Genomic DNA, 2,954 nt, shown 5'->3' with positions numbered 1-2,954 from the left:
ACCATAAACTGAACCAGGTCTATTATATTTAATGGGGGTTTATTTGTGGTGATGCTGAGCTTCTTTTTGCTATCGTTAAACTCAAACGCGAAATAATAATTGGGGGCATCGGTGACGGGATCTGCCTGCTGCCAATTATACATTTTTTTCAGTTCACTGTGTTTAAGCCAATAATTTAGGGTATCAAGCTGCGCACCAGATAATTTACCGGTATACTCCCCTTTATAAGGATCAGCGTATTCCCCTCCCCTTAAATGATAATCGCCATTGGCCAAAATTGAAATTTCCAGTTGCGGACATTCGCCATGGCAGGTAGATGATAAAAAACGAACCTTTGAAAATTTAATGTCTTTATCATAACTATTTTTAAAATTGGTAAACTCATAAGTATCATTCCCGGCCAGTTTTACAGCATTGGAATCGATGGCCTTTAAATAAAGCCTGCCTGAGGTAAGGTTCCTGATTAAAAATTTAAAATCTGTTTTGTGTTTAGCTCTAAAATTATCGGCACTGGATGTATAAATATCTGACAGTATCAACGTATCCTTTACAATGGCGTAGTGGCTTTTTTCCTTATCAGATCCAACAAAATTAAATTTAACATGCCCCCGGGTAAAATAAAGATGCCCAAGGTCCTTATTAATCCAGCGGATAGAATCAAGCTGCGTCTTTTGAGCTTTTGCTGTACAAAAAATCAATCCCAATAAAAATAAAGAAAGACCGCGTTTTACCATTTATTTTAATTTCTGATTTACTTACAAACTCATATAATACGTGGTTAACGACTCAAAATCATCAAACTTATGCTGATAATCATCAGTTTCGCCAAAACCATAGCTTACAAATATAAAAGGTATGCCAGCCTGGCGTGTCTGCTCAGCGTCACCTTGTGTATCGCCAACGTATACCGGTTTTTCAAGCTGGTGTTTATCGATCAATAAACGCATATTATGATGTTTTGGCATATTGTTTTCGCCATAAGCAAAAGAATCTGTTATATCCTCCCCAATACCTGCCCAATTAATAAACAATGGAATAATTCCGACCGCGCAATTGCTCAATATAAACAGTTTATATTTTGAGGATAATTGCTTTATTCCTTCTTTAACACCATTATACATAATTCCGCCGCTTACCGGCAAAATTTGACGGCGGGTTTCATTTACGTCAAGATAAATGCCCAAAGCCTTATCAGCATCAAAATCGGGCATTAAAATTTTGGTGAGTTTTTTACCTTCCATTCCCATTAATCCCATTAGTTCATCACGATTAATAGTTCTTTTTATAGAGAGCTTTTCAAAAGTGAGATTCCATGAATTGGTGTAAGTATCAACCGCATCCCAAAGGGTTCCATCCATATCGAAGATCAGGCTATCTGGTTTCTGCATAAAATTATTTGTCTTTTTGTTAAAGATGTGAAATTAACACTGGCTGTAAAAACTAAGTTCATGTTTTCTTCATGATTAATTTTCACCTTAGCAGTGTGATAAGGTTAATATGAGCCAGCTTAGCAGGAGGTTGGTTTCATAGGAGTCTCCGCTGTAAAAAGCGGGGACTTTTTTTATATTGTTTTTTTTTAAATTGCCTTGCGATAATGATAGCCGGCAGCTTTGTTGGCTTCCTGCTTTACAAAACCGACAGCTTCGTATAAGCTTTGAGCTGTATAATTATCAACCGCAGTTTCCAACTGGATAAACGTGGCTCCATGACTTTTAGCAAAATCATAAGCCGTTTGTAATAAAGCCTTGCCTATTCCCTTTTTACGATGGTCATTATCAACATAAAGATCATTTAGTAACCAATTCTTTGTTGCCCTTACAGATGACAACAACGGATAAAGCTGTGTAAAGCCTGCAGGCTGATCGCCATCCATAGCCACAAAAATTACCGATTCATTATTTTCAAGGCGGTTTTTAATAAAACTCTTCGCCAAAGCAATATCAGACGCCTGCTTGTAAAACACACGGTATTGATCGAATAAATGTGTTACTAACTGATATTCACTGGGGTTGATCTGCCTGATCTGCATTATGATATAGGTTTTGTAAGTTTATAATATTTTAATTATCAAGGGTTATAGTATCCCCGATTTTGTATACTTCATGAAATTTGATACCCTGTTTTTCAAAATGCCTTACATAAGCCGCATAACGTTGCTTAATAAAAAACTCTTTGGCATAGCCATCATGAACAGGCAATATTTGTTTGGGTTGAAGCTTGTCTGCGAAACCCGAGATTCGTACCTCGTTTGCAAATGGCGCCATGGTTACCATGAGCAGCAGTTCAATGTCTTTATATTCAAAAAGCTTGTCTTCCATAGAATCAACAGGATGCAAAACTTTATCGTTAATAATAAAGCCCGTCATTTGTGGCAGCRGATTATCCACAATCAGCTCATGTATAACCGGGAAAGCTTTCAATATAAAGGGGCCAAAGTTTGCTGTACCTTCTTCTAAAACGGTATAAACAACGCCTGCTTTATCAAGATCTTTACCTACCTGGCTGTTGGTGATCACTACGGCGCCGCTTAGTTCAAGAATATTTTTTAGTATATCAATATCATAATGATCCGGATGAATGTGGGTGATCACAACGGCATTTACATCTGAAAACATCTCCGCGGTAACCAATCCTTCTGTAAAAGAGAATTTACCTGGATCAAATAATATTTTGTAATCATCCAGCTCAAAAACAAGGCAGGAATGGAGGTATTTACTTATTTTCATAGATTACTATTTGCACGATTTACAGGTTGCCTTCTTCTATTTAAAATACAATTAAAGGATTTGAACGGTTTTTATTTTCATAGAATTAAAAAACTGTTTCCATGAATCGTGCTGAGATCCTGTAAATCCTGCCAAATCTTTTAATCRTGTTTATAGTAGTTCTGTAGCCAAATTTGCCAGCTCGCTACGTTCCCCTTTTTGGAGGGTAATATGTGCATAGAGTGGATG

General features: G+C 36.9%; 4 protein-coding genes. All 4 read right to left on the bottom strand.

All coding sequences use genetic code 11. The annotated features are described in order from the left end of the window. Nucleotides 1-734: DUF6438 domain-containing protein (locus tag AC1DPZ_RS24760; RefSeq protein ID WP_477408498.1), on the bottom strand; the 734-nt coding region annotated here is incomplete at its 3' end. A gap of 21 nt (nucleotides 735-755) precedes the next feature. Beyond that, nucleotides 756-1,388: an HAD family hydrolase gene (locus AC1DPZ_RS24755; RefSeq protein WP_477408496.1), complete on the bottom strand. Its 633-nt coding sequence runs from the start codon at nucleotides 1,386-1,388 to the stop codon at nucleotides 756-758. Nucleotides 1,389-1,576: 188 nt separating this feature from the next. Continuing rightward, nucleotides 1,577-2,029, bottom strand: a complete 453-nt coding sequence (locus AC1DPZ_RS24750; RefSeq protein ID WP_477408494.1) for an N-acetyltransferase family protein — start codon at nucleotides 2,027-2,029, stop codon at nucleotides 1,577-1,579. A gap of 31 nt (nucleotides 2,030-2,060) precedes the next feature. Further along, nucleotides 2,061-2,726 carry an MBL fold metallo-hydrolase gene (locus AC1DPZ_RS24745; RefSeq protein WP_477408492.1) on the bottom strand — a complete coding sequence of 222 codons (666 nt, stop codon included), beginning with the start codon at nucleotides 2,724-2,726 and terminating at the stop codon, nucleotides 2,061-2,063. Nucleotides 2,727-2,954: the final 228 nt, after the last annotated feature.

It is taken from the genome of Mucilaginibacter sp. P4_G9 (assembly GCF_056400985.1).
This window is presented reverse-complemented; position numbering and strand designations above follow the sequence as displayed.

Bases quoted from the DNA above. Each gene is read 5' to 3' on its own strand.
- AC1DPZ_RS24755 (WP_477408496.1), bottom strand. From the start codon at position 1,388: ATGCAGAAACCAGATAGCCTGATCTTCGATATGGATGGAACCCTTTGG.
- AC1DPZ_RS24750 (WP_477408494.1), bottom strand. From the start codon at position 2,029: ATGCAGATCAGGCAGATCAACCCCAGTGAATATCAGTTAGTAACACAT.